22 protein-coding genes are annotated in these 25,191 nt (G+C 66.8%); 8 read left to right on the forward strand and 14 right to left on the reverse strand.

The window, feature by feature from the left end; translation table 11 throughout:
- Nucleotides 1-11: 11 nt before the first annotated feature.
- The 4 genes from ABE483_RS06190 to ABE483_RS06205 all read right to left on the reverse strand — a co-directional run bounded on the left by ABE483_RS06190 (nt 12) and on the right by ABE483_RS06205 (nt 4,325).
- The gene (locus ABE483_RS06190) at nt 12-1,010 is read right to left on the reverse strand and encodes a bile acid:sodium symporter family protein (RefSeq protein WP_313220121.1); all 999 of its coding nucleotides are present in this window, start codon (nt 1,008-1,010) and stop codon (nt 12-14) included.
- A gap of 52 nt (nt 1,011-1,062) precedes the next feature.
- Nucleotides 1,063-1,533: a sulfur transferase domain-containing protein gene (locus tag ABE483_RS06195; protein ID WP_346481419.1), complete on the reverse strand. Its 471-nt coding sequence runs from the start codon at nt 1,531-1,533 to the stop codon at nt 1,063-1,065.
- A gap of 74 nt (nt 1,534-1,607) precedes the next feature.
- Nucleotides 1,608-3,338 carry a DNA primase gene (gene dnaG, locus ABE483_RS06200; RefSeq protein WP_346464577.1) on the reverse strand — a complete coding sequence of 577 codons (1,731 nt, stop codon included), beginning with the start codon at nt 3,336-3,338 and terminating at the stop codon, nt 1,608-1,610.
- A 63-nt stretch (nt 3,339-3,401) separates the two neighbouring features.
- Nucleotides 3,402-4,325, reverse strand: coding sequence for a YihY/virulence factor BrkB family protein (locus ABE483_RS06205; RefSeq protein WP_313212962.1), 924 nt, complete (start codon nt 4,323-4,325; stop codon nt 3,402-3,404).
- Between the two features lie 138 nt (nt 4,326-4,463).
- Between ABE483_RS06205 and ABE483_RS06210 the strand changes: the two genes are divergently transcribed.
- On the forward strand, nt 4,464-5,399 hold the full coding sequence (locus tag ABE483_RS06210; RefSeq protein WP_313212964.1) for a hypothetical protein: 936 nt from the start codon (nt 4,464-4,466) through the stop codon (nt 5,397-5,399).
- A gap of 67 nt (nt 5,400-5,466) precedes the next feature.
- Here the strand turns inward: ABE483_RS06210 and ABE483_RS06215 are convergent, their stop codons facing one another.
- Together ABE483_RS06215 and rpsU are read right to left on the reverse strand one after the other, a co-directional pair.
- Entirely contained in the window at nt 5,467-5,913 is a 447-nt protein-coding gene (locus tag ABE483_RS06215; protein ID WP_176990535.1) for a GatB/YqeY domain-containing protein, read from the reverse strand.
- 136 nt (nt 5,914-6,049) lie between these two features.
- Nucleotides 6,050-6,265, reverse strand: coding sequence for a 30S ribosomal protein S21 (gene rpsU / locus ABE483_RS06220; protein WP_002808376.1), 216 nt, complete (start codon nt 6,263-6,265; stop codon nt 6,050-6,052).
- A 167-nt stretch (nt 6,266-6,432) separates the two neighbouring features.
- Between rpsU and tsaD the strand changes: the two genes are divergently transcribed.
- Nucleotides 6,433-7,458, forward strand: coding sequence for a tRNA (adenosine(37)-N6)-threonylcarbamoyltransferase complex transferase subunit TsaD (gene tsaD, locus ABE483_RS06225; protein ID WP_346481340.1), 1,026 nt, complete (start codon nt 6,433-6,435; stop codon nt 7,456-7,458).
- A gap of 22 nt (nt 7,459-7,480) precedes the next feature.
- Here tsaD and ABE483_RS06230 read toward each other — a convergent pair whose 3' ends face one another.
- Complete coding sequence (locus ABE483_RS06230) at nt 7,481-7,843, reverse strand: hypothetical protein (protein WP_346481341.1); 363 nt, start codon at nt 7,841-7,843, stop codon at nt 7,481-7,483.
- A 242-nt stretch (nt 7,844-8,085) separates the two neighbouring features.
- On the opposite strand from ABE483_RS06230, the gene folB reads away from it, so the two are divergent.
- From folB to ABE483_RS06250, 4 genes are all read left to right on the forward strand, one after another.
- The gene (gene folB, locus ABE483_RS06235; RefSeq protein ID WP_088434566.1) at nt 8,086-8,454 is read left to right on the forward strand and encodes a dihydroneopterin aldolase; all 369 of its coding nucleotides are present in this window, start codon (nt 8,086-8,088) and stop codon (nt 8,452-8,454) included.
- A gap of 26 nt (nt 8,455-8,480) precedes the next feature.
- Nucleotides 8,481-9,755 carry a mechanosensitive ion channel domain-containing protein gene (locus ABE483_RS06240; RefSeq protein WP_313220118.1) on the forward strand — a complete coding sequence of 425 codons (1,275 nt, stop codon included), beginning with the start codon at nt 8,481-8,483 and terminating at the stop codon, nt 9,753-9,755.
- Between the two features lie 137 nt (nt 9,756-9,892).
- Nucleotides 9,893-12,067 carry a glycoside hydrolase family 3 N-terminal domain-containing protein gene (locus ABE483_RS06245; RefSeq protein WP_313220117.1) on the forward strand — a complete coding sequence of 725 codons (2,175 nt, stop codon included), beginning with the start codon at nt 9,893-9,895 and terminating at the stop codon, nt 12,065-12,067.
- Between the two features lie 187 nt (nt 12,068-12,254).
- Nucleotides 12,255-12,878 (forward strand): hypothetical protein, encoded by a 624-nt coding sequence (locus tag ABE483_RS06250; RefSeq protein WP_346481420.1) that lies wholly within the window; start codon nt 12,255-12,257, stop codon nt 12,876-12,878.
- A gap of 69 nt (nt 12,879-12,947) precedes the next feature.
- Here the strand turns inward: ABE483_RS06250 and ABE483_RS06255 are convergent, their stop codons facing one another.
- From ABE483_RS06255 to ABE483_RS06285, 7 genes are all read right to left on the reverse strand, one after another.
- Entirely contained in the window at nt 12,948-14,102 is a 1,155-nt protein-coding gene (locus ABE483_RS06255) for a PQQ-dependent sugar dehydrogenase (RefSeq protein ID WP_313211667.1), read from the reverse strand.
- A gap of 147 nt (nt 14,103-14,249) precedes the next feature.
- Nucleotides 14,250-14,597: a hypothetical protein gene (locus tag ABE483_RS06260; RefSeq protein ID WP_070471533.1), complete on the reverse strand. Its 348-nt coding sequence runs from the start codon at nt 14,595-14,597 to the stop codon at nt 14,250-14,252.
- Between the two features lie 105 nt (nt 14,598-14,702).
- Nucleotides 14,703-16,004, reverse strand: coding sequence for an amino acid permease (locus tag ABE483_RS06265; RefSeq protein ID WP_346466606.1), 1,302 nt, complete (start codon nt 16,002-16,004; stop codon nt 14,703-14,705).
- Nucleotides 16,001-16,759, reverse strand: a complete 759-nt coding sequence (locus ABE483_RS06270) for a hypothetical protein (RefSeq protein ID WP_346464101.1) — start codon at nt 16,757-16,759, stop codon at nt 16,001-16,003. The genes ABE483_RS06265 and ABE483_RS06270 overlap by 4 nt, the downstream gene beginning before the upstream one ends.
- Nucleotides 16,760-16,777: 18 nt before the next feature.
- On the reverse strand, nt 16,778-17,626 hold the full coding sequence (locus ABE483_RS06275) for a MurR/RpiR family transcriptional regulator (RefSeq protein ID WP_346481342.1): 849 nt from the start codon (nt 17,624-17,626) through the stop codon (nt 16,778-16,780).
- A gap of 184 nt (nt 17,627-17,810) precedes the next feature.
- Nucleotides 17,811-18,917, reverse strand: a complete 1,107-nt coding sequence (locus ABE483_RS06280) for a dipeptide epimerase (protein WP_313220114.1) — start codon at nt 18,915-18,917, stop codon at nt 17,811-17,813.
- The gene (locus ABE483_RS06285) at nt 18,918-20,273 is read right to left on the reverse strand and encodes an SH3 domain-containing protein (RefSeq protein WP_346481421.1); all 1,356 of its coding nucleotides are present in this window, start codon (nt 20,271-20,273) and stop codon (nt 18,918-18,920) included.
- Nucleotides 20,274-20,497: 224 nt separating this feature from the next.
- Between ABE483_RS06285 and ABE483_RS06290 the strand changes: the two genes are divergently transcribed.
- Nucleotides 20,498-21,982, forward strand: coding sequence for a transglutaminase domain-containing protein (locus ABE483_RS06290; RefSeq protein WP_346481343.1), 1,485 nt, complete (start codon nt 20,498-20,500; stop codon nt 21,980-21,982).
- A gap of 43 nt (nt 21,983-22,025) precedes the next feature.
- Entirely contained in the window at nt 22,026-25,052 is a 3,027-nt protein-coding gene (locus ABE483_RS06295; RefSeq protein WP_313220112.1) for a TonB-dependent receptor, read from the forward strand.
- Nucleotides 25,053-25,191 lie beyond the last annotated feature (139 nt).

Genomic DNA, 25,191 nt, shown 5'->3' on the forward strand with positions numbered 1-25,191 from the left:
GTCGAGCGCGCTCAACTACCTCCCTTACCCGTCGCCGGCTCCACCGGATCACGCGCATACCGCTGCGCGATCATCGCGCAGACGATCAACTGGATCTGGTGGTAGATCATGATCGGCAGCACGATCGCACCGAGACTGCCGCCGGCGAACAGGACCTTGGCGATCGGCACGCCGGTGGCCAGGCTCTTCTTCGAGCCGCAGAACAGGATGGTGATCTCGTCTTCGCGGTTGAAGCCCAGCCGGCGCGCGATGAAGCGGATCAGCGGCATCGCGATGCCGAGCAGCACGGCTGCCACCACCGCCACGCTGAGCAGCGACAACAGCGGCGTCTTGCTCCACAGCCCCTCACTGACGGCTTCGCCGAAGGCGGAGTAGACCACCAGCAGGATCGTGCCCTGGTCGGTATAGCGCAGCAGCGCGCGCTGCTTCTCTACCCAGCGGGCGATCCACGGGCGCAGCAGATGGCCGGCCACGAACGGCACCAGCAGCTGCAGCATGATGCTGACGATGGCTTGGCCGGGGTTGTGCATGCCGCCTTCGGTGCCGGCCAGCAGGGCCAGCAGCAGCGGGGTCAGGAAGACGCCGAGGATGCTCGACAGCGAGGCGCTGCACACCGCCGCCGGGACGTTGCCACGGGCAATCGAGGTGAACGCGATCGAGGACTGCACCGTGGACGGCAGCGCGCACAGGAACAGCACGCCGATGTACAGCTCGGGCGTGAGCAGCCAGCCATCCAGCGGTTTGAACATCAGGCCCAGCAGCGGGAACATCACGAAGGTGCAGGCCAGGATGGTCAGGTGCAGGCGCCAGTGCAGCAGGCCGGCGACGATCGACTCTCGTGGCAGGCGCGCGCCGTGCAGGAAGAACAGCGCGGCAATGGCGACGTCGGTGACATCGTCGAGCACCATCGCGGCGGCGCCATGCATCGGCAGGAAGGACGCCAGCAGCACGGTGCAGAGCAGGGCGAGGGTGAAGTTGTCCGGTCGCAGGCGCGACCACCAGCGGGTCATGGTGGGCAGGCTCCTGTAGAGCAGGGAAGTAAGCGGGGGAAGAAGAGCAGGGTCAACGCGCGGCGTCCTGCTCCAGCAGCGCACGGGTCGGTGCTTCCAGCGAGGTCATGCCGGCCTCGCGGCCGAACTGCAGGGCCTGGTCCACCGAGGCACCGTCACGCGCCTGCAGTAGTGCCAGCAGCGCACCGGCGCGATTGCCGGAGGCGCAGTGCAGCAGCACCGGGCCTTGGCTCTGCGCCAGCGCGGTACGCAGGGCCTGCGCATTGGCGTCGGTCAGGCCGGCGGCACCGGCGACCGGTATGCGCACATAGCGCAGCCCCAGGCGTTCGGCCGCGGCGGTTTCATCGAAGCCGCGCGCTTCGCCAGGCTGGCGTAGGTCGATCAGCGTCGTGACGCCGGCCGCGGCGGCCTGCTGTAGCTGAGCGGCGCTGGGTTGTCCGGCGGTGTACAGCTGCGGCCGTGGCTGCGCGAAGGGCAGCTCCGCGGCCCAGGCGGGCGTGCATGGCGCCAGCAGTGCGGCGATGACGCCAGCGCGGAGCCAGCGGAGGATCGATGCAGCGGGGTTCGCGAGGTGGGATGCCACGGCGGCTCCGTTGGTCAGAAGCGGAGGGTGCTGCGCGCCTTGAGCAGTTCGCGCAGCTCGTACTTGTCAGTATCGTCCAGACCCTGCTGGCTCTGCTTTGCCTGAAGCTCATCCAGACGTTGCATCAGCAGCTGTTTTTCCAGCTGGGCCACTGCGTCATGCAGTTCCTGGGTCCACATCGCCTCATCACCAGGCAGGGTCTGCGCGGCCAGCTTGTGCAGCGATTCCTGTTCCTCGCGGCCTTCGAAGTGCTCCAGCAGCGCGCCGGTGCTGATGTCCGGGCGCTGCTCGACCAGGGTCAGCAGTTCGGTCAGCAGTTCGATGCCGGGCAGGCGCAGGCCGGTGAAGTGATGGCCTTCCAGGGTCATCGCCAGCGAGGGCTGCTGCAGCAGGATCGCGATGGCCGCGCGCACCAGGCTGCGGCGCTGTGCCGGTGCCACCGCGCGCTGCGGTTGGCGTGACGGCTGCGCGGACGCACTGGGCTTGGCGCCCAAGCCGGTCAGCGTGGTCAGCTGCTGCTTCATCAGGTCGCCGAAGGCGCCATCGGGAATCTGTGCCAGCATCGGCTTGGCCCGTTCGGCCAGGCGTGCCTTGCCGTCGAGCGTGCCCATGTTGACCTCACGGGTGAGCTCGTCGAAGAAGAACTGCGACAGCGGCGTGGCCTGCTGCAGCCGGGCATCGAAGCCCTCGCGGCCTTCCTTGCGCACGATGGTGTCCGGGTCTTCACCATCGGGCAGGAACAGGAAGAAGGCCTGGCGGCCGTCCTTCATGCGCGGCAGCACCGACTCCAACGCGCGCCAGCCGGCGCGACGGCCGGCGGCATCGCCATCGAAGCAGAAGAACACGTCCGGCGCGTTGCGGAACAGCAGCTCGGCGTGGTCCGGCGTGGTCGCCGTGCCCAGTGTCGCCACCGCCTGGGTGACGCCGAACTGGAACAGCGAGACCACGTCCATGTAGCCCTCGACCACGATCAGCCGCTCGATCTTCTGGTTGGCCTGGCGCACCTGCCACAGGCCGTACAGCTCGCGGCCCTTGTGGAACAGCGCGGTCTCGGGCGAGTTGAGGTACTTCGGGCCGTCGTCTTTCTCCATCACCCGGCCGCCGTACGCGATCACGCGGCCACGGCGGTCGAAGATCGGGAACATGACCCGGTCGCGGAACTTGTCGTAGACGTGGCCGCGGTCGTTCTTGGAAAACAGGCCGGCGCGGTCGAGCAGCTTCATGCGCCGCTCGTCCTTGCCCAGTGCATCCTTCAACGCGCTGTAGCCGTCCGGTGCGTAACCGATGGCGAAGCGCTCGCGGTTCTCCTCATCGACGCCGCGCTGGTCCAGGTAGGCGCGTGCCTTGTCGCTGCCTTTCAGCGCGGTCTGGAAGAAGCGCGTGGCCGCGTCCAGCGCCGAGTACAGATCGCGGCTGTCGTCCTGCTGCTGGGCGGTGCGCGGCTGGGTATCGCGCGGCACTTCCATGCCCACGCGCTTGGCCAGCTCATCGACCGCGTCGAGAAACTCGAGGCGGTCGTAATTCATCAGGAAGCTGATCGCCGTGCCATGCGCGCCGCAGCCGAAGCAGTGATAGAACTGCTTGGTCGGTGAGACCGTGAACGAGGCCGAGCGCTCGTCATGGAAGGGGCAGCGCGCGGCGTATTCCTTGCCCTGGCGCTTCAGCGGCACGCGACTGCCCACCACCTCGACGATGTCGGAGCGGGCCAGCAGGTCGTCGATGAATGCGTCGGGGATACGGGCCATGGGCAGCAGGCGGGGGCATGGCCGGTCACGGCCACGCGCGGAAGCGGGGGTACCGCTAGTCTACTAGCTGCCGGCCGGTTCGCCCGGTTTCGGTGGCTCCACCCCAGCCTCGGCGAGCACGGCATGGGCGCGCAGGCGCTCATCGATCACCGAGGTCATCAGTGCACCGACGAAGAACACCACCGTGGCGTAGTAGATCCACACCAGCGAGATCACCAGGGCGCCCATCGAGCCATACGCGCTGCCCGGTGCGACGGTGGCGATGTACAGGCCGATGCCATAGCGGCCCAGTGCGAACAGGGCCGAGGTGATCGCACCGCCGATGAAGGCCTGGCGCCACGCCACGCGGCGGTCGGGCAGGTAGTGGTAAAGGAAGGCGAAGCCCACGGTGTACAGCGCCAGGCTGGTCAGATAGCCGATCGCCGGCAGCACCGAGGGCAGATGCGCGAACACGACCTGCAGCATCGTGGTGGCGGTCATCGAGAGGATCAGCAGGAAGCCCAGCGCCAGCACCACGCCGAACGAAAACACCCGCTTGCGCAACCAGGCCACGATGCCATCCAGGCGCTCGCCGCTGGTGTTGAAGATCAGGTTCAGGGCGTTCTGCAGCTGGGCGAACACCGCCGTGGCACCAATGAACAGCAGCAGGGTGCTCCATACGCCGGCCAGCGTGCCGATGTCCGGCTGGTTGTTGGCGTTGCTGAGCACCGTCTCCGCCACCGAGGCGGCGCTGGTGCCGGCCACATCATTGATCTGGCCCAGCAACGCCTGCTGCGCCGGGGGGTACAGCGAGGCGGTCAGCCACAGCAGCAGCACCAGCAGCGGCGCCATCGAGAGCAGGGCGTAGAAGGCCAGCGCAGCGGCCTGGGTCATCACGTCCGCATCGATGAAGCGGCGCAGCAGCACGGCGGGGAAGCTCTGCTCCAGCCGCGCCATGTGCTTGCGGATCCTGGAGAGGGAGTGGCTCGGCGGGTGCATGGACGGCATCAGGTCGGAAGCGAGGCCCCCGTTCTAGCAAATCGACGGATTGCACCGGGTGAAGTGGTCCGGTCACGTCAGGATCTTGACGGATATCGCGCTATCCTTTTGCCCGGTTTTCCACCTTCACAGCAGAAAGGACGCTTCATGAAAGGAATGGTCTACACGACGATGGCGCTGTTGGCGGCCGCAGGTCCGGCGATGGCTTCCGGGGCCTGCGACAAGGCTTTCAAGACGGTAGGGGATGCGCGCAACGGTGCGCTGTACATGGCCGATGTCACGGTGCCGGGCCTGAAGGTGCAGAGCGCACTGGACCAGCTGCGCAAGATCGGCGGCGATGACAAGTTCGAAGTCGCGGGGCAGCTGGTGGAGGGCGATACCGGCGACCAGTACCTGATCCAGCGCACAGGGCTGCGCGTCCCGCTGGTCCTGGTGGGCACCGCCGATCGCACCGGTCGCGTCACCCTGGCGACCAAGCTGGCCCGCGGTCAGTCGGTCGAGCCGGCGGCGGCCAAGCAGTCCATGTGCGGAATGCTGGACAAGCTCAAGGCGGGCAGCCAGGGCGACGCGGTCGCCGCCGCGGGGCGCACCCAGTACCCGATGCCGGCCGTCGAGGCGGTGGCAGCGCCGGATCTGTCCAAGATGATGGGCAAGGAAGTGAAAGACACGATGGCGTTGTACCGCAGTGCCGGTGCCTTCAAGGATCTGATGCTGGGGACCAACACGAACAAGGAAGACAAGGGCGATCGCTCGGCCACTTTCCTGCCGCTGTACGCGAAGTACGTGGGGCGGCGCTATCAGATCGACGGCCAGATCTATACGGTCAACTCCAACCGGTATTCGACCAAGCCCGGTGACATCGGCTCGATCAATTACCTGGTCACGCCGACCCGCGGCCTGCTGCGCGTCCGCCAGAACGACACCTTCAACAACAACAACTACACCATCCGCTGTGAATTCGCGTCGGATCAGGCCGCCAACTTCACCATGCTGCGCGAGCGCGACTGGGCCAAGCTGGAAGGCGAGATCAGTTCGATCGAGGAAAGCTCGATGACGCTGCGCAACTGCCGCCAGGCCTCGTAACAACGGACCTGCTGAAACGGAAAAGGCCCGCGAGAGCGGGCCTTTTCACTGCAGCGTGGCGGCGGGATCAGCCGGCCAGCTGCTGCTTGACCAGCTTGGACACCAGGCCCATGTCGGCCTGACCGGCCAGGCGCGGCTTGAGCGCACCCATCAGCTTGCCGATGTCGGCCGGGGTGGTCGCGCCGGTTTCGGCGATGGCGGCCTGGATGGCGGCCACGATCTCGGCCTCGCCCAGCTTGGCCGGCAGGTACTGGTCGATCACCACGATTTCCTCGCGCTCGATCACGGCCAGGTCTTCGCGGTTGGCGGCTTCGAACTGGGTGACCGAGTCCTTGCGCTGCTTGACCATCTTTTCCAGCACGGCGAGCACGGCGGCGTCGTCCAGCTCGATGCGCTCGTCGACTTCGCGCTGCTTGATCGCGGCGTTCATCAGGCGGATCACGCCCAGGCGGTGCTTCTCGCCGGCCTTCATGGCGGCCTTCATGTCATCGGTGAGCTGCTGCTTCAGGCTCATGGGAACACCTCGTGTCGGTGGAAAAGGAAAGCGGGGCGCCGAAGCGCTGGAACGCAAAAAGCCGGTAACGCTCGCGCGTTCCGGCTTCGGCTCCGTCACGACAGGCCAAGGCCTGCCGTATCGAAGTTGCGTCCGATCAGTACAGGCGCTGACGCTTGGTAACGTCGCGCGACGAACGGCGCAGCTGACGCTTCACAGCAGCGGCAGCCTTACGCTTACGCTCCTGGGTCGGCTTTTCATAGAACTCGCGCTTGCGGGTTTCGGCCAGCACGCCGGCCTTTTCGCAGGTGCGCTTGAAGCGACGGAGCGCAAACTCGAAGGGCTCGTTCTCGCGGACTTTAACGCTGGGCATGGAATCTCCGGGACACAGTAGAACCGGGTCACGCCCGGTGAGAGCCGCACATTATAGCGGCGAGAAAAGAAGTTGCAACCCACCCCGGCGAACTTCTTGGCCACGGGTGATGCAGAGACAGGCCAGCGTACGTCTGCCCGGGCCTGAAGAGGTCCATAATACCCGTTATGCGAGTCCTTGGTATCGAATCTTCCTGCGATGAGACCGGCGTGGCGGTGTATGACACCTCCCTGTCCGGGATCGACGCCCTGCGCGCCCATGCGGTCTACAGCCAGATCGCCCTCCACGCTGAATACGGCGGGGTGGTGCCCGAGCTGGCCAGCCGTGACCACGTGCGCAAACTGCTGCCGCTGATCCGGCAGACCCTGGCCGAGGCTGACATGACCGTGGCCGACATCGACGGGGTGGCCTATACGGCCGGCCCCGGGCTGGTCGGCGCGCTGCTGGTGGGGGCGGGCGTGGCCCGTTCGCTGGCCTGGGCGCTGGAGGTGTCGGCGGTCGGTGTACATCATATGGAAGGCCACTTGCTGGCCCCGCTGATGGAAGACGACCCGCCGCAGGCGCCCTTCGTGGCCCTGCTGGTGTCCGGTGGGCATACCCAGCTGGTCGCCGTGGACCGGATCGGCCAGTACCGCCTGCTCGGCGAGACCCTGGACGACGCCGCCGGCGAGGCCTTCGACAAGACCGCCAAGCTGATGGGCCTGCCGTACCCCGGTGGCCCACAGCTGGCCGCCCTGGCCGAGCGCGGCACGCCGGGCCGGTTCAAGTTCACCCGCCCGATGACCGATCGCCCCGGGCTGGATTTCAGCTTCTCCGGGTTGAAGACCCAGGTCCTGCTGGCCTGGCGCGACAGCGACCAGAGCGAGCAGACCCGCGCCGACATCGCGCGCGGCTTTGAAGATGCCGTGGTCGACACCCTGGCGATCAAGTGCGAACGCGCGCTGGATGCGGCGGGCACCGATGTGATCGTGGTGGCCGGCGGGGTAGGGGCCAACAAGCGCCTGCGCGCCAAGCTGCAGCAGATGGCCGCCCGCCGCGGTGGCCGCGCCTGCTTCCCGCGCCCGGCGCTGTGCACCGACAACGGCGCGATGATCGCCTTCGCCGGCGCGCTGCGTCTGGAAGCGGGCCAGCACACGCCGCCGCAGGTGCAGGTGACGCCGCGCTGGGACATGGCGACGCTGCCGGCGGTGTGAGGGTTGCGGCGGCGCTGCTGCATCACGTCGGCCGATCCACCAGAAGCTGAGTCACTGATTCATGGTCAGACATCCACTCCGCTGTGCGTCCGCACCGCCGTCCGATGACCCGCAGGATGGCGGCGAAGTCGTCGGCCAGGGCCCGGGCGAAAATTGGCTCGTGATGGGCGATGCGATTGCGTAATCGCCGGATCTGCTCCAGATCGTCATGGATCTGCGCACGGGTGAGATGCCAAGGCGTTGACACGTTGGCACCGGGCAGGACGGATGCCATGCAATGCGACCATAGCCGAGCATCAAAGCGCTGCGTGAATATCTTCTGCCAGAACACAAAGCCGAGTGCCGGAATGACGTCTGCCGCATCCCTGTTCAAGCGCAGGGTCACGCGCTGCAGCTCGTCTCATTTGGCGTAACCAATCATTGACTCCACTCGGCCCCGGACGTAGTTTTACCCCGCGCGCCACCGGGACCCGCGGATGGAACTCCCATCTCCGCCCGGGGACAAGAAGTAAGCAGAGGGCCCCGCGAGGGGCCCTTTGTCTTTCTCAGAGAGCCTCGTCACCCCGGTTCCCGGCACATTCCGGACAGCCCCGTTACCATGGTCACCATCTTCCACGTGGCATGGCTATGGACAAGGTATTCATCGAAGGGCTCGAGATCGATGCCCTGATCGGGATCTACGATTGGGAACGGCGGATCCGCCAGACCCTGCGTTTCGATCTGGAAATGGGCTTCGACAACCGCCGCCCGGCGGCCAGCGACGACATCGCCGATACCCTCAATTACAAAGCCGTGAGCAAGCGTATCGAGCAGTTCGTGCGTGACTCGGATTACGGCCTGGTCGAAACCCTGGCCGAGCGCATCGCCGAGATCGTGCTGCGTGAATTCAACGTGCAATGGCTGCGCCTGAAGCTCAGCAAGCCCGGCGCGGTACGCGGCGCGCGCGCGGTCGGCGTGATCATCGAGCGCAGCGCGCAGGACCTGGCAACGCCCTGATACCCCTGATAGGAGAGCGATACACGATGTTGGATGCGGTAGTGGCAACCCGATGGCTGGACAGTGTCCAGCGGACCCTCGAACCCTGGCCCTGGGCCTACACCCTGCTGGTGCTGGCAGCGCTGGCCCTGGCGGCCTGGCTGGCCAACTTCGTCACCAAGAAGATCCTGCTGCGCGGCCTGCGCAAGCTGGTCAACCGCTTGCCTGGCCACAGCGCGGGCAATGAAGGCGGCAACAACCTGCGGGTGATCTCGCGGCTGTCCAACGTGGTGCCGAGCATGGTCATCGCCGCCGGCATCCGGATCGTGCCGGACCTGCCGCCGGAGCTGGTGGAGTTCGTGATCGGGGCGTGCCGGGCGTGGGCGGTGCTGACCGTGGCGCTGGCCGTCTCGCATGCGCTGGACGCCGCCAACGATCTGTACGAGCGCCGCCCGGATGCGCGCAACAAGCCGATCAAGGGTTACCTGCAGGTCGTGAAGATCGTTGTCTTCGTGATCGCCGGCCTGTCGATCGTGGCGACCCTGCTGGGGGTGAAGCTCGGCCCGCTGGTCACCGGCCTCGGCGCAGCCACCGCGGTACTCATGCTGATCTTCCAGGACACCATCCTGTCGCTGGTGGCCAGCGTGCAGATCAGCGGCGATGGCCGGGTGCGGCTGGGCGACTGGATCGAGATGCCCAGCCAGAACGCCGATGGCGACGTGATCGACATCGCCCTGCATACCATCACCGTGCAGAACTTCGACAAGACCATCACCACCATCCCGACCAAGAAGCTGGTGACCGAGTCGTTCAAGAACTGGCGCGGCATGCAGGAAGCGGGCGGGCGCCGGATCAAGCGCTCGTTGTATCTGGACCAGCACAGCGTCGGCTTCGTCGATGCGCCGATGCTGGCCGAGCTGGAGCAGTTCGCGGTGCTGGGCGATTACCTGCGCGGCAAGCAGGCCGAGCTGCAGCAGTACAACGCCGAACTCCAGGCCAAGGGCGTGGCGGCCGTCAATGCGCGCCGGGTCACCAACCTGGGTACCTTCCGCGCCTACGTGGAGCGCTACCTGCAGCACCATCCGGGCATCCATACGGAGATGACCCTGCTGGTACGGCAGCTGCAGCCCACGACCCAGGGCCTGCCGCTGGAGATCTACTGCTTCACGCGCAGCACGGCGTGGGGTGAGTACGAGGGGGTGCAGTCGGACGTGTTCGATCACCTGCTGGCGATCCTTCCGGCCTTCGGGCTGCGGGTTTTCCAGGAATCCAGCGACGCCATGTTGATGGCGGGGCAGCAGCGCCTGGCCGCCGCGGAGTAAGCTCCTGTGCCTCCGTCGCCGCCTGCGCGGCGGCGGGGGTCTCCCTCCGGGGAAGAAAAATGAACGCAAAAGTCATTCACAACGGCTTCGGGAACGCTAGAATCCCGGGCTTGTAAACGTTTTCATAAGGACAGCCGGTGGCCGCCGATCGTATCGAAACCCTCATTGCCCAGATGACCGTCGAAGAAAAAGTCGGCCAGCTGGGTGTGTTCGCCGACATGGTCCGCCCGTTCGCGCCGGATGTGAATCCGGAAGCCAACGTCAGCAACGCCGACCAGGTGCTGCAGCAGGTGCGCGAGGGCAAGGTGGGCTCGCTGTTCAATGGCGTCGGCGTGGAAGCCGGCCGCCGCATCCAGCAGGTCGCGCTGGAAGAAAGCCGCCTGAAGATCCCGGTGATCCTGGCTGCGGACGTGATCCATGGCATGCGCACCGTGTTCCCGATCCCGCTGGGCGAGGCCGCCAGCTTCGAGCCGGACCTGGCTGAGCGCACCGCCCGTGCCACCGCGGTGGAAGCCACCGCCGCCGGCCTGCACTGGACCTACGCACCGGCCGTGGATATCGCCCGCGACCAGCGCTGGGGCCGGGGTGCCGAAGGCGCCGGTGAAGACGTGGTGCTGGGCTGTGCGTTCGCCGCCGCCCGTGTGCGCGGCTTCCAGGGCCCGGACCTGCGTGCCGACGATGCCCTGCTGGCCACCCCGAAGCATTTCGCCGCCTACGGGGCGGTGATGGCCGGCATGGAATACAACATGGTCGACATCTCCCCGCAGACCCTGCGCGACGTCCACCTGCCGCCGTTCAAGGCCGCCTTCGAAGCCGGCGCCCTGACCGTGATGTCCTCCTTCAACGACATCAACGGCGTGCCGGCCAGCGCCAACGCCGAGCTGCTGACCGACATCCTGCGCGGGGAGTGGAACTTCCCGGGCGTGGTGATCTCCGATTACACCGCCGACATGGAGCTGGTCGCGCACGGCTACGCCGCCGATGACCGCGACGCCACCGCCAAGGCCTTCACCGCCGGCCTGGACCTGAGCATGCAGAGCGGCTTCTACGCCGAGCACCTGCCGGGCCTGATCGAGAGCGGCGAAGTACCGATGGCCACGCTGGACGAATCGGTGCGCCGCATCCTGCGCCTGAAGGAGGCGATCGGGCTGTTCGACGATCCGTACCGCTCGCTGGATCTGGCGCGTGAAGCGGACACCTCGCACATCGCCGCGCATGACGAACTCTCGCGCGATGCCGCGCGCCGCTCGATCGTGCTGCTGAAGAACGCCGAGTCGGTGCTGCCGCTGAAGAAGGCCGGGCAGAAGATCGCGCTGATCGGGCCGTTCGTGCAGGACCGCGAGAACATCGAAGGCTGCTGGACGCTGTTCGGCGACAAGTCGCGCTACGTCACCCTGGAAGCCGGCGTCCGCGCGGCGATCAGCGATGAAGCGCTGCTGGAGATCGTGCCGGGCTGCGATCTGGAAGCGGCCGTGCAGGATGGCATCGAACAGGCCGTGGCCGCCGCGCTGCGTGCCGACGTGGTGGTGCTCGCCCTGGGCGAACCGCAGCGGTACAGCGGTGAAGCACAGTCGCGCGTGGAGATCACCCTGCCGCCCGCGCAGCAGGCATTGGCTGAAGCGGTGGCGATGACCGGCAAGCCGCTGGTGGTGCTGCTGCGCAACGGTCGCGCGCTGGCCCTGCAGGGCGCCGTGCGCAATGCGCATGCCGTGGCGATCACCTGGTACCTCGGCACCCAGACCGGGCACGCCGTGGCCGATGTGCTGTTCGGTGACTACAACCCGTCCGGCCGCCTGCCGGTCAGCTTCCCGCAGGTCTCCGGCCAGCAGCCGTACTTCTACAACCACGCGCGTACCGGTCGCCCGGAACTGCCGACCATGTCCGAGTTCAAGGCACGTTGGCGCGAGATTCCGAACGAGCCGGCGTACGCCTTCGGCCACGGCATCGGCTACACCACGTTCGCCTATGGCGTGCCGCAGCTGAGCAGCGCGCAGCTGGGCTGGGACGACACCCTGACCATCACCACGACGCTGACCAATACCGGTGCGGTGGCGGGTGAGGAAGTGGTGCAGCTGTACATCCACGATCGTGTGGCCAGCCGCGTGCGGCCGGTGCGCGAGCTGAAGGGCTTCGACAAGATCGCCCTGCAGCCGGGTGAGAGCACCGAGGTGCAGTTCACGCTGGACCGCCATGCGCTGGGCTTCACCGGTCGCGATGGCGTGTTCCGCGCCGAGCCGGGTCAGTTCGAGCTGTGGGTGTGCGCATCGTCGATCAGCGGCGAGCCGGTGATCTTCGAGCTGCTGGCTGCCTGAGGCGGCATCGCCTCACCGGTAGTGCCGGCCGCTGGCCGGCAACGCTGAACGATGATGGCATCCCGGGGCGCCGGCCAGCGGCCGGCACTACCGTGGATCCATCATCGGCGGCTGACGTTTCGGCGGGTACGCTGGCTCTCTCGTGAAACCGATGGAGCCACCCATGCGCCTGTCCCGTACCCCGTTGCTGTTGGCCCTGGCCAGCCCGTTATGGTTGGCCGCCTGCAGTCCGTCGGCGCCGCCGCCGGCCGATACCGCTGCCGCGGACCCTGCCCAGGGCCCGGCGACCGCCATTCCTGAAGGCCGCCCGACGCCAGGTGACACGGTGCCGTCGTCCGGCCTGTCGCCGGATGCGGTCACTGCCGGCAGCCCCGCGCCAGATGCCGCTGCGCCTGCTGCGGGCGGTGCCACGACACCTGCCGCGGAACCCGCCGCGCCGACCAGCGCTGGCACCAGCGACGTCCGTCAGCGCATCGACCAGGTCCTCGGCGACGCTGCCCAGTACGAAGCGGTATTCAATGCCTTCCAGAAAGCCGTCAATGGCGGCGATCGCGCGGCCGTGGTCGAGGAGGTCCGCTTCCCGTTGAACATCGCCAACGGGGCCAAGATCACCGGCCCCGGCGAGTTCCAGCGCAACTACGAGCGCATCCTGACCCCGGCCGTGCGCAAGGCGATCGCGGCGCAGAAATTCGACGACGTCATGGTCAACCAGCAGGGCGTGATGATCGGCGACGGCCAGGTCTGGCTCAACGGCACGTGCCTGGATGCGGCCTGCAGCCGCACCGAGGTCAAGGTCGTGACCATCCAGTAAGCCGATGTAGCGCCAGAGCGCGCGTGAGTTGTGCAGGCTGCCGGCGATGCGCCGGCAGCCTGCCAGGGCTCAGGCTTTCGGCGTGAGCTTGAGCAGCTTGCCGTTGCTGCCGTCTTCCAGCAGCCAGATGGCGCCATCCGGACCCTGTTCGATCTCGCGGATGCGCTCGCCCATGTCGAAGCGCTCGGCCTCGCGGGCGGTGTCGCCGTCGAAGGCCACGCGGACCAGCGCCTTGGACGACAGGCCGCCGATGAAGCCGCTGCCCTTCCACGCCGGGAACTGCGTCCCGTTGTAGATGACGAAACCGGCCGGGGAGATCACCGGGGTCCAGGTCACCTTGGGGGCAGCGAACTCCGGGCGGGTGTCATGGTCGGGGATGTCGCGGCCGTCGTAGTGGCTGCCGTTGGAGACGATCGGGTAGCCGTAGTTGGCACCGCGTTCGATCAGGTTCAACTCGTCACCGCCGGCCGGGCCCATTTCATGCACCCACAGCTTGCCGCGCGCATCGAAGGCGATACCCAGTGCATTGCGATGGCCCAGCGACCACACCTGCGCGGCAACGCCGCCCTGCGAGGCGAACGGATTGTCGGCCGGCACGCTGCCGTCGTCGTTGAGGCGGATCAGCTTGCCGAGATTGCCGCTCATCTCCTGGGCCGGATCGAACTTCTGGCGTTCGCTGGAGGTGATCCACAGTTTGCCGTCCGGACCAAAGGCGAGACGGTGGCCGTAGTGGCCCTTGCCGCTGACTTTCGGGGTCTGGCGCCAGATCACCTTGAGGTCTTCCAGCGTGCCGCTGCCATCGGCCGTCAGCGCCAGGCGCGCACGCGCCACTGCAGCACCGCGGGTATCGCCGTCGCCTTCCTCGGCGTAGCTGAGATAGATCAGCTGGTTCTTCGCGAAGTCAGGATGCGGCAGCACGTCGCCGAAGCCCCCCTGACCGCCGTAGGCCACCTCGGGCACACCGGTGATGGTCGCGGTCTTGCGGGTCTGCACGTTGAAGTGCTTCAGCGCGCCTTTCTTCTCGGTGACCAGCAGGCTGCCGTCGGGCAGGAAGCTCATCGCCCATGGCTCGTCGAAGCGGGCGAATTCGGTGGCCGCGAACGGCCACTGGGCCTTCTTGAGCACGGGCGCGCTGGGGCTGGCCGTGTCTGCCGCGACGCAGGCGGTGGTGAACAGGGCGGGGGTGAGGCTGATAGCGAGGGTGAGCAACAGCTTGCGGGTCATGGAAGTCTCCGTCGGGGAGGCGATGGCCAGCCCCTGTTGTACACCATGGCCATCAACGCCGCGTGGACCAAAGGTCCTGCGGGCATGACAACGGCGACCCGAAGGCCGCCGCTGTCGTTTGCGCTGTCGCCGTGCGGGAAGGCGCGATCAGGTGCCGCGCGGCACGCCCTTGTCCAGGTGTGCCTGGCGCAGCGCGGTGGATTCATCCCAGCCGCGGCGGACCGCATTGCGGGCCTGTTCCCAGCTCAGCTTGCTCTGGCCGTGTTCCTGCGCCCAACGGGTCTGCAGCTCGGCCTCCACTTCTTCATACGCGCGGATCATGTCGTCGGCACGGGTGCGATGACCGAGCTGATACGCGGGCTCGTAATCATCGAAGAACTGGTTGTTGTCGTAGTACGGTTCGCTCGGGAAGCGCTCACGCCAATAGTCCGATACGGCCTGGCGCGGGACACCGTCTTCCGGCACCCGGCCGGGGATCTGATAGTCAGTGCTCATGTGTTGGCTCCGGTTGGGTGAAGCTTCACCGTACCCAAGGCCGGGTTAACGTCATGGACCCGCGAGGTGAATGACACATCAAGCGCCATTCACCTGCGCATCGGCTCAGCCCGGGTGATCGCGGCGCGGGAATTTGTAGATCACCGCACCCACGGCAAACGCGATGCCTGCCGCGGCGATGTTCTGCCAGCTCGCACTGGCGAACAGGGCCAGGCACAGCACCAGCGCGAGGATCGGAATCAGCGGGCCACCCGGCAGTTTCAGCGCACCCGGGCGATCACGGAAGCGACGCGCCAGCACCAGCACCGCGGCGGCCGTGCCGATGTAGGCGAACAGGCGCGTGGTCATCGACAGCAGCGCCAGCTGCACGAACGAACCGGACAACGCCAGCGCCAGCGCGATCAGGCCCTGCGCGATGATCGCCGCCGCCGGGGTGCGGAAGCGCGGGTGCACCTGGGCCAGGATCTTCGGCCCGTAGCCATCGCGCGCCAACGCGAACAGGAAGCGCGGCCCCATCATCATCGTGTTGCTGTTGGTGCCGAGGATGGAGATCGTCGCGCCGACGGTCAGGATCAAGGCGAGCGTCAGACCACCGAAGCTGGCGGCGGCATCGGCCAGCGGCGTCGGCGAGCTGGCCAATCCGGCCAGCGTGCCCTGCGCGATGAACTGCACCGCGCCATAGATCACGGTGACGGTGATGATCATGGTGATCAACGCGAACGGAATATCGCGGCGCGGGTTCTTGTACTCGCCGGCGGCGGCCGGGATGTTCTCGAAGCCGGCGTAGGCATACAGCAGCAGGAGTGCGGCTTCGCCCATGCGCTGCAGATCGTGCGGGTCCGGGCGCACGCCGGAGAAGGCCAGATCGGTATCGACGTAGAACACGCCGATCGCCACGAACAGCAGCAGCGGCAGCAGCTTGCCGATCACCAGGATCACCCCGGTGCGCGCCGCCGAGCGCACGCCGGCCACGTTCACCGCGGTGAGGAAACCGAGCGAGACCACGATGATCGCGACGCGGCCGATGTCATGCCCGGCCCAGGGCCAGAAGCGCGCCACCGCATCGGCCAGTGCATTGCTGAGCGCCGCCGCGGAGCTGATCCGGGTCAGCCAGATCATCCAGCCGATCTCGAACCCGGCAAACCGGCCGAACGCCTCACGCGCATACAGATAGCTGCCGCCGGGCTCGTCGAAGTAGCTGGCCGCCTGCGCGTAGCAGAGCACCAGCAGCGCGACCACGATGCCGGCGGCGACCACGCCCCACAGACTGAAGGGACCGAGCAGGGCAACGGTGGCGGCCGGCAGCAGGTAGATGCCACTGCCGATCACATCGTTGATCGAGAGCCCCACGATCTGCCAGCGGCTGACCGCGCGTTCGAGCTGCGGATCCGGCGGTGCGGTACTCACGGTACGCTCCCCGCCAGCACGGGCAGCTGCCACTCGGCCTGCAGGCGCTGGTACTCCGCGCGCGGCAACAGCACGAAGCGCGGCCGCGCGCTGGCCTGCAACCAGGCCAGCAGCGTGGTCATCGGTGCGGGCGCCATCGCGGTGCAGCCGGCGGTGGCCTCACCGGGCGCGCGCCACAGGTGGGCGAAGATGCAGCTGCCACGCCCGGGCGTGGCCTTGGGGTTGTGCTCGATGACGAAGCCTTCGCGGTAGCGCACGTCGCCCTTGTTGTGCAGGTCCAGCCGCATCGGCTCGGTCGAGCCTTCCACTGCCTCGGCCCCGACCACCTCGGCATCGACGATGCGGTTGTAATACGGCGAATCCGGCACATCCATGCAGTAGCTGGTGTCGCGCATCGGCTGGTAGGGCAGGCCGCTGGTGACGCCGGGCGCATAGCCGAAGGCCGGCCCGATCGCAAAGATACCGGCCGGGCTGCGCCCGTCGCCTTCCTGCTTCTGCGGCGTTCCGGCCTGGGCCGGATGCAGTCCTTCACCCCAGGCGCTGCCGCTGCGGCCCACGGCGACATCGACGGCGGCGCCGTGCGGCTGCCAGCCCTGCGCAGTGCGCTCAAAGGCCTGGAGATTGCCCTGGGTGGCGTCCCAGCCTTCGGTGGTGACCACGACCAGCTGCGTGCTGCCGTCCAGTGGGGTGGCCAAGACGGGAGCGGTGGCGAGCAGCAGCACCGCGGCGGTGACGGAACGGAACAGCGACATCATCGTGGCGGACTCCAGGGATCAGCTGTCGATCAGGTGTTCGATCCGTTCCAGGTTCACCCCGAGCTGGCGGTGGCGGTCCGGGTTGGCGTGGCACAGCAGGACGAAGACAACATCCAGCAGGGACTGCAATGAGGAACGGTACAGCAGTTGTGCCACGTGCGGCGCCGGGTCGTGGGCGCACAGCACCAGGCTGACATCGGCGTGCGCGCGCAGCGGGTTGGCGCTGTGGCGGGTGATCGAGACCACCTTGCCACCCATGTCCTGGAACTGGCGCGACAGCTGGAACAACTGCGGCAGCTTGCCGAATTCGGAGAACACCAGCATCGCATCTCCGGGCCGCGCGGCCGAGAGGTTGGCCATCATCAGGATCGGGTCGGCGTGGTGCACGGTGAGCATGCCGAGCAGCGACAGCCGCATGGCGAACTCGCGCGCGTACAGGCCGTCATCGCCCAACCCGTAGACGAATACCTTGGGCGCCCCATCGATCAGCTGCACGATGGCTTCGATGTCGGCCTGGGGATTGGCCAGCCAGGTCTCTTCTTCGGCCGCGGCTTTGCTTGCGCGCAGGCGCTCGGCGATCTGGGTGAAACCGTCGGCCGCCTCGGGCGCCGGTGGCCGGCTGTGCGGGTCGTTGCCGGCGCGCGCGACGGCCTCGCCGATGGAGTACTTGAGATCGGGGTAGCCCTTGAAGCCCAGCTTCTGGCTGAACTTGACCACGCTGGACTGGCTGATCCCCAATGCACTGGCCAACTGCTGGGAGGAGTAATCGCGCAGGAGATGGGCGTTGTCGAGGATGAAGTCGGCGATGCGACGTTCGATCGCCGACATGTGGTCACGCTCGGAGCGGATTTTCACCAGAGGGGGCATGGCTGGGGCATCAGGTCCGGAAAGGAGAGAATACGCAAAGCACCGGGTAGAGCCGACCGTTGGTCGGCTGCGCAAGGCGGAATCGCGCGAAGTAGAGCCGACCGTTGGTCGGCTACGCACGCCGGAATCGCGCGAACAGCAGCCACCCATGGGGTGGCTCTACCCGCAGGTGGTGCAGGCAGTGTCACCACCGCCGCGGCGTGATCATCTCCAGCCCACGTACCTCGGTGATGCCCAGCCCGGGCGCATCGCTGATGGTGATTTCCGATTCGTTGAAGTTGACCCCACCGGTGACCGGGTTGAACTGGCCCAGTGACGGCCCGTCCAGATCCACCTTGGTGATGATGTCGCTCTTGGCGACGGCCAGGTGCACGGCGGCGGCCACGGAGATGCTCGATTCGATCATGCAGCCGATCATGCACGGCACGCCGTAGATCGCGGCGATGTCGGCGATGCGGATCGCGTTGGACAACCCGCCGGTCTTCATCAGCTTGATGTTGATGATGTCGGCGGCGCGCTGCTGGATCAGGTCGAATACCTGGCCGGGGTTGAACACGCTTTCATCGGCCATGACCGGGGTGTTGACGCGGTCGGTGACGTATTTCAGGCCACTGATGTCGGCGGCCTTGACCGGCTGCTCGAGCAGTTCCAGCACCACGCCGGCTTCTTCCAGCGCGCGCATCGCGTGCACGGCCTGCTTGGCGGTCCAGCCCTGGTTGGCATCCAGGCGCAGCAGGGCGCGGCCCTGCACCGCGGCGTGGATCGCCTTGACCCGCTCGATGTCCAGGCCGATGTCCTTGCCGACCTTGATCTTCAGCGATTCGAACCCGCGTTCGATCGCCGAGAGCGAGTCGGCCACCATCTTGTCGATGTAGTCCACGCTGATGGTGATGTCGGTGGTGATCACCGGATCGCCACCGCCGAGCATGCGGTACAGCGGTGCGTTGTGCAGCTGGGCCCACAGATCGTAGACCGCGATCTCCACCGCCGCCTTGGCGCTGGTGTTGCGCTCCATCGAGGTCTGGATCAGCCCGCAGAGCCGGTTGAGGTTGGCCACGTCCTCGCCGATCAGGCGTGGTTTGATGAAGCTGTCGATGGCCTCGATGATCGAGCCGTGGGTGTCCCCCGTGATCACCGCGGTGGCCGGCGCTTCACCGTAGCCGGTGTGGCCGCTGTCGGTGCGGACCAGCACCACCACGTCTTCGACGGTGTCCACGGTGCGCAGCGCGGTCTTGAACGGGGTCTTCAGCGGCACGCGCAGCATGCCGAGTTCGATGTCGGTGATCTTCATTCAGGGGGTCTGTGGCCGAAGGCGCTGGATGTTGGTGATGCGGTAGATGTAGCTCACGGTATCGCTGGCCATCATCGGCTCCAGTGGAGTGACCGACACGCCGTTGAGATGGGCCTGCACGCGCTTGCCGTCCGCGCCGATCCAGCCGCCGCCGGCGGTGTCATGGATCAGCCAGGTACGGCCGTCGATGTGGCCGATCGCCATCATCACATGCCCGGGGATGTAGACCAGATCGCCGACCTGCAGTGCTTTTACGGCGGCATCGCGCGTGGGCGTGCCGTCCTTGGCGGTAAAGGCGATGCGGTCCAGCGCGGGGCTGATCGCCTGCGCGCTGGTGTTGCGTGGCATCAGCACGCCGGCACTGCGGTAGATCTCCGAGACGAAGCCGCTGCAGTCGCGGGTGTCGTAATCGTGGCCCCAGCCGTAGCGTTCGCCGAGGAACTTGAAGGCCTGGGTCAGCAGCGTGCGCGGGGTCAGCGGCAGGTAGTCGTCCGCAGTGTCCTGCGAACGCGGCAACAGTGCCGTGATCAGCGCCAGGCGGCCCTCGGCATCGCGCACCGGCAGCTGCACCACATGCGCGGCGTGGGCCTGTTGGCCATTGACGGTCTTCTCCAGCGGCCAGTCGGCGATCACCGGCAGGCGCACGCCCATGTCCAGTTGGAGTCGCGACACGCGCGGTTCCTCGGGGGTGTAGGCGGTGAACGCCGTGGCGCCGGTGACCACGCGGTAAGGACCGTGCTGACCGTAGCCGAGCACGGTGTCCGCGTCACCGATACCCACGAAGCGCTTTTCGATCCACGCCGAATAACGTTCGCTGGTAATGAACAGCCAGCGCCCGTCGGCGCTTTCATGCAGCACCGCGACGGCGTCGCCGGGGAACAGCGCCGACTCCTGGAAGCGGTCGATGTCGGTGTCGCCTTGGCTGCTGAACACCCGCAGCGCGGTCGGGAACGCCCGCAGCGCGGCACGATGGGTGACCAGGCCGTACTGGAGGGGGCGCTGCGCCGGTATCGCCTCCAGCGCGAGATTGGCCAAGGTGTCAGTGCGCTGCCGGTCGCTGATGGTCTTGCCGTCCTGGCCATACAGCGTGCGCTCCGGCCATTTGGACAGCGACTGGATGCTGCCCAACACGTGAGCGCGGGGCAGCTGCGCCGGCAGCGCGCGCAGGTCATGGATCGAGGCATCCTCGGACCGCATCCGGGCGTTCTGCGCTGCGATACCGGCGCGATCGAGGATCACGCGGTCCGGATCGGGCAGGCGATCGGCCCAGAAGCCGGGGCTGAGGTAGGCCTCGCGCAGGGCGATGACCCCGCCGAAATCAGCGCTGGGCGCGGCACGCGGCGCCTCGGCCCACACTGGCGCGACGCTGGCGGCCAGCAGTGCAGCCACCACGGCGCGCGACAGCCAGCGGGACCGCACGGGGCGGTGGGGGGAAGCCTGGATCATCACGCGGTCACCCTCCTCGGAAGCATCAGGAATATTTATTCCTTTTTTCGGCGAAAGCAAGAATAAATTATTGACCGGCTATCAGGCGCGTGTTACACAGCGATTACCCCACCCGCACCTTGGGAAGTGTCGCCGTGGATCCTGTGATGCGCAAACCGCGATTGCCTCTGCCCGCTGTCTGGTGCCTGTGCGCTGGTCTGCTGGCAACGCCGTGGGGGCTGGCCGCTGCGCCGGCCGCACTGCCAACGGTGATCGCCGGGATCGACCGCGGTGCGTTTGCGCAGGCCGAGGCGGACATCGCGATGGCATTGGAGGATCCGAGCCTGTCGGCAGCCGATCGTCAGGCCTATGCCTTCGAGCGCGAACGCATGCGTCGCATGCGACTGGACTTCACCCTGGATGCGGCGGCTGCCAAGGCGCAGCTGCGCAAGCAGATCCCCGACCTTCGCGAGGACGACTTCGCGCGCTGGGACGCGGCCGGCCTGATCGAACATCTGGATATCGATGGCCAGCGCCGCTACTTCAAACGCGCGCCGTCCAATCTGTTCCGGATCAGCGCGGAGGCACGCGCGCGGCGGGCACCCGATGCCCGGGCGCCGAAGGAGGGCCCTTACGAGCATCTGCACCCGCATCACGAGGAGATCGTCGCCGCCGCCCGCGCGACGGGCGCGACCAGCCTGGTGCCGCGTCGCATCGAGGTGACCCAGTCGCTGGTGGTCCAGCCCGACGCCGTGCCTGCCGGGCAAACCCTCCGCGCGTGGATTCCGTACCCGCGCGCCATCCCCGGCCAGCAGGAAGACATCACCTGGATCGCCAGTACACCGGCCAGCGCGCAGGTGGCGCCTGAAGCCACCCTGCAGCGGACCGCCTACCTGGAGCGCAAGGCGGTGGCCGGCACGCCCACGGAGTTCCAGATCCGCTATGCAGTGACTGTGTACGCCCGGCATATCGCGATCGATCCAGCCAGGGTCCAACCCACGCCGGAAGATCCTGCGCTGACGCCGTACCTCGCCGAGCAGGCGCCGCACATCGTGTTTACCCCGGCGCTGCGCGCGTTCTCGACGAAGGTCGTCGGGACGGAGACCGATCCATACCGGATCGTACAGACGCTGTTCGACGCGGTGGACGCCATTCCGTGGGCCGGTGCGCGCGAGTACGCGACGATCTCCAACATCAGCGATTACGCCCTGCACGCCGGTCATGCCGATTGCGGGCAGCAGACGCTGCTGCTGATCGCCCTGTTGCGCTTGAACGGTATTCCCGCGCGCTGGCAGTCCGGCATGGTCTATTCGGATGATGCGGTCGGCTACAACAACCTGCATGACTGGGGCGCGGTGTATCTGGCGCCCTATGGCTGGGTACCGATGGATGTCACCACCGGGCGGCTGGAGAGCCCGCAGCCGGCGCTGCGCGATTTCTATCTGGGCGGGCTGGATGCCTATCGCATCGCCTTCAACGACGACTACGGCCAGCCGCTGGTGCCAGCCAAGCAGCACGTCCGCTCGGACACGGTGGATTCCCAGCGCGGTGAAGTCGAGTGGTCCGGCGGCAACCTGTACTTCGATCAATGGAATTACGACGTCCAGTCGCACGTGGTGCCACTGGAGGCAAAGCGGTAAACGGCGGTATCCACGATTCCACATCTGCAGGAGAGAGCAGGGAATGAATGCAAAGCGATTGAAGCGTGCGGCGTTGTACGCCGCACTCGGCGTGTGTCTGGGCGGCCTGGTGCCGATGGGCGCTTCGGCACAGAACGTCAGTGGTGCCGTGGCCGGCCGTGCGACTGCCGGTGACCAGGTGACGGTGGTCAGCAACGGCACCGGCCTGACCCGTACGGTCACCGCCAGTGCCGATGGCAGCTACCGCCTGGGTCAGTTGCCGGTCGGCGATTACCAGCTGCAGCTCAGCCGTGATGGCCAGAAGCTGGGCGAGCCGTTCGCGGTGAGCGTGGCCGTCGGCGGCACCACCACGGTCAACCTGGCCAGCAGCGGCGATGTGGTCAACCTCGATGCGCTGCAGGTGATCGGTGCCCGCGTGGTCAACCGCGTGGATGTGTACTCCACCGAGACCTCGTTCAACGTCAACCGCCAGGAGCTGTCGCGCCTGCCGGTGGCGCAGGATCTATCGGCGGTGGCATTGCTGGCACCCGGTGTGGTCGGTGGCAATTCCTCGTTCGGGGGGCTGTCCTTCGCCGGTTCCTCGGTGGCTGAGAACGCGGTCTTCATCAACGGCCTGAACGTCACCGACATGTACACCCGTCGTGGCTTCTCCAGCGCGCCGTTCGGCTTCTTCAACGAATTCCAGGTCAAGACCGGCGGCTACTCGGTGGAGTTCGGGCGTTCCACCGGCGGCGTGATCAATGCGGTGACACGCTCGGGCACCAATGAGTTCCAGGGCGGCGTGGAAGTCACTGCCGAACCGAGCGCGCTGCGCTCCAGCCCGCGTGACCACTTCCACCGCGACGGCACGCCGCATTCCTATGCCAGCCGCGACAACAGCTCGTTCCTGAAGACCAACGTCTGGGGCTCCGGCCCGATCATCAAGGACAAGCTGTTCCTGTTCGCGATGTATGAAGATCGCGACGACACCGGCCACAACACCTCCTCCGATGCGCTGAGCTGGTTCAAGAACAAGAGCGACAACGGCTTCTGGGGCGCCAAGCTGGATTGGAACATCAACGACAACCACAGCCTGGCGCTGCTGGCGTTCTCCGATGAGGGCGAAATCACCAACGGCGCGTACAACTACGATTGGGATGACGATCAGATCGGTGCGTGGGGCGGCGATTCGGTCACCGAGACCGGTGGCAAGAACTGGTCGGCGACCTATACCGGCCACTTCGGCGAGACCTTCACCGCACGTGCCATGGTGGGCGAGAACAACCAGCGCGCCTTCACCAACTCCTCGCTGGATGAAGCGTGCAGCCCGGTGTTCACCGACGCCAGCTATGCATCACGTCTGGGCAAGCTCAACGGCCTGCGCCCGGGCTGCCATCCCACCGGCGCCGCCATTGCCGAACGCGACGACACGCGTGAAGTCGCGCGGTTGGACTTCGAATGGCAGCTGGGCACGCACCTGCTGCGCTTCGGTGTCGACCGCGAGCTGATGACCACCGAACAGTCCACGCGTTACCCGGGGCCGACCCAGCTCAGCTATACCGCCTACGTCGCCCGGCCCGGCGATGAAGTGTGGGACGGCGCCAACGCCTATGTGCCGGCCGGTGTGACCGAGATGCTGCGCGCACGCAACCGCGTGTCCGGCGGCACCTTCGAGACGGAGGCCAACGCGTTCTACCTGGAAGACATCTGGAACATCACCCCGAACCTGATGTTGAACCTCGGCGTGCGCTGGGACCGCTTCGAGAACCGCACCGCCGATGGTGACGCCTTCATCAAGATGGACGACCTGATCGCGCCGCGCTTCGGCTTCTCGTGGGACATGAAGGGCGACGGCAGCACCAAGCTGTTCGGCAACGCCGGCCGCTATTACCTGCCGGTGACCAACAACATCAACGTCAACTTCGCCGGCGGCCTCACCGACGAGTACTCCTACTACGTCCTCAACGGCTGGCAGCAGCAATCCAACCCGGTCACCGGTGCGCCGTACATGGCCCCGGTCATCGGCCAGCAGATCGGCCCGGTCGATACCCGCATGAACACCGGCGCGGCCGACCTGCGCCAGAGCGTGGACAAGGACCTGAAGGCGGTCTACCAGGACGAGTACATCCTCGGCTTCCAGACCATGATCAACCAGGCCTGGTCGTGGGGCGTCAACGCGACCTACCGCAAGATGGACCGCGCGCTGGATGACATGCGCATCAACCACACCCCGTGCGGCCCGACGGGCACCACCCTGTGGCCGATCGCCAACCCGGGCGAGAGCCTGACGATCTGGGGCGACTCCAGCATCGGCTGCGCCACCGAGGGCTGGATCACCATCGACACCTCCAAGGATGGCTACCGCAAGGGCGGCAGCCTGGAGGTGGTGGGCTATTCCAAGCCCAAGCGCACCTACAAGGCGCTGGAATTCCAGATCGACCGCGCGTGGGATGAGAAGTGGCTGTTCAACGCGTCCTACCTGTGGTCGCGCAGCGATGGCAACTTCGAAGGTCCGGTCAATTCGGATACCAACTACGGCGACACCGGCATGGTCCAGCACTGGGATCATCCGTCCAACAACCAGCGCTATGGCCCGCTGTTCAACGACTTCCGCCATCAGTTCAAGTTCCGCGCCGCCTACGCGCTGAACGAGCAGTGGTCGTTCGGCACCACGCTGCAGGTGTTGTCCGGTGGCCCGATCACCGCCTTCGGCGTGATGTGGCCCAACGACACCGTGGCCGGCGGCAGCACCTCCAGTGAAGGCAGCGGCGGCGGTACCGGCTGGCTGTGCGTGGCCAACTGCTCGGGCCCATACAACCAGCGCCAGTTCGAGTACAGCCCGCGCGGCGCCTTCGGTCGCCTGCCGTGGACCTGGACCATGGGCGCCAACGTCACCTGGCGGCTGCCGGTGGAGGGCATCGACCTGAGCGCGCGCCTGTCGGTCTACAACCTGTTCAATAACCAGACCGTCATCAACGTGCACCAGCGTTATGAAGCCCAGCCGGGCCAGGTGCGCGAGAACACCTTCAACACCGGCACCCGCTGGCAGGCACCGCGCTACACGCAGCTGATGGTGACCTGGAACTTCTGATCCGTTCCGTGCGTGGCAGGTGCCGACAGTGAGTCGGCACCTGCCTTCACCGCCATCCGGTAGGTACCGACTGTTGGTCGGTACAGCTTTCAACCGGCGGCCAGAAAAAGCACGCCCTCCGGCCATGACGAGGGAATCC

It is taken from the genome of Stenotrophomonas sp. TWI602, from assembly GCF_039674045.1.
GTDB lineage: Bacteria > Pseudomonadota > Gammaproteobacteria > Xanthomonadales > Xanthomonadaceae > Stenotrophomonas.

Coding starts and splice junctions, on each gene's coding strand:
- ABE483_RS06190 (WP_313220121.1), bottom strand. CDS start 1,010: ATGACCCGCTGGTGGTCGCGCCTGCGACCGGACAACTTCACCCTCGCC.
- dnaG (WP_346464577.1), bottom strand. CDS start 3,338: ATGGCCCGTATCCCCGACGCATTCATCGACGACCTGCTGGCCCGCTCC.
- ABE483_RS06205 (WP_313212962.1), bottom strand. CDS start 4,325: ATGCCGTCCATGCACCCGCCGAGCCACTCCCTCTCCAGGATCCGCAAG.
- ABE483_RS06210 (WP_313212964.1), top strand. CDS start 4,464: ATGAAAGGAATGGTCTACACGACGATGGCGCTGTTGGCGGCCGCAGGT.
- ABE483_RS06215 (WP_176990535.1), bottom strand. CDS start 5,913: ATGAGCCTGAAGCAGCAGCTCACCGATGACATGAAGGCCGCCATGAAG.
- rpsU (WP_002808376.1), bottom strand. CDS start 6,265: ATGCCCAGCGTTAAAGTCCGCGAGAACGAGCCCTTCGAGTTTGCGCTC.
- tsaD (WP_346481340.1), top strand. CDS start 6,433: ATGCGAGTCCTTGGTATCGAATCTTCCTGCGATGAGACCGGCGTGGCG.
- folB (WP_088434566.1), top strand. CDS start 8,086: ATGGACAAGGTATTCATCGAAGGGCTCGAGATCGATGCCCTGATCGGG.
- ABE483_RS06240 (WP_313220118.1), top strand. CDS start 8,481: ATGTTGGATGCGGTAGTGGCAACCCGATGGCTGGACAGTGTCCAGCGG.
- ABE483_RS06255 (WP_313211667.1), bottom strand. CDS start 14,102: ATGACCCGCAAGCTGTTGCTCACCCTCGCTATCAGCCTCACCCCCGCC.
- ABE483_RS06260 (WP_070471533.1), bottom strand. CDS start 14,597: ATGAGCACTGACTATCAGATCCCCGGCCGGGTGCCGGAAGACGGTGTC.
- ABE483_RS06270 (WP_346464101.1), bottom strand. CDS start 16,759: ATGATGTCGCTGTTCCGTTCCGTCACCGCCGCGGTGCTGCTGCTCGCC.
- ABE483_RS06275 (WP_346481342.1), bottom strand. CDS start 17,626: ATGCCCCCTCTGGTGAAAATCCGCTCCGAGCGTGACCACATGTCGGCG.
- ABE483_RS06280 (WP_313220114.1), bottom strand. CDS start 18,917: ATGAAGATCACCGACATCGAACTCGGCATGCTGCGCGTGCCGCTGAAG.
- ABE483_RS06295 (WP_313220112.1), top strand. CDS start 22,026: ATGAATGCAAAGCGATTGAAGCGTGCGGCGTTGTACGCCGCACTCGGC.